Raw genomic sequence first — 398 nt, forward strand, 5'->3', positions numbered from 1 at the left:
GGCGGGGTGACCAATACCGCCTCTCAGGGCTATCCGGTTCCGCTGCTGTACGGCAGACGCCAGATTGGCGGTGCCATTATCTCGGCGGGAATATACGTCGAAGACAAACAGTAATCCTTCCCCGGTTATCCATTCTCCAGCCACCTTCGGGTGGTTTTTTTACGGACGCAATATGGCAAAAGCAATCAAGGGGCGTAAGGGCGGAAGCCCCAGCGCCCGTACACCTGTTGAACAGCCTGACGATCTCCAGTCTGTCGCAAAAGCCAAAATCCTGATAGCGCTGGGCGAGGGTGAATTCGCCGGCAACCTGACGGCAAGGGATATCTACCTGGATGGCACGCCGCTGGAAAATGAAGACGGCTCCAGTAATTTCAGCGGCGTGGAATGGGAGTTTCGTT

1 protein-coding gene and 1 pseudogene are annotated in these 398 nt (G+C 56.0%); both read left to right on the plus strand.

Translation table 11 applies throughout. The annotated features are described in order from the left end of the window. A pseudogene (locus AAIR21_RS27945) lies at positions 1-114 on the plus strand (tail assembly protein); the annotation flags it as partial. A 58-nt stretch (positions 115-172) separates the two neighbouring features. Further along, positions 173-398: hypothetical protein (locus AAIR21_RS27950; protein ID WP_434682849.1), on the plus strand; the 226-nt coding region annotated here is incomplete at its 3' end.

It is taken from the genome of Enterobacter sp. PTB, from assembly GCF_051130085.1.
Taxonomy (GTDB): domain Bacteria; phylum Pseudomonadota; class Gammaproteobacteria; order Enterobacterales; family Enterobacteriaceae; genus Enterobacter; species Enterobacter ludwigii.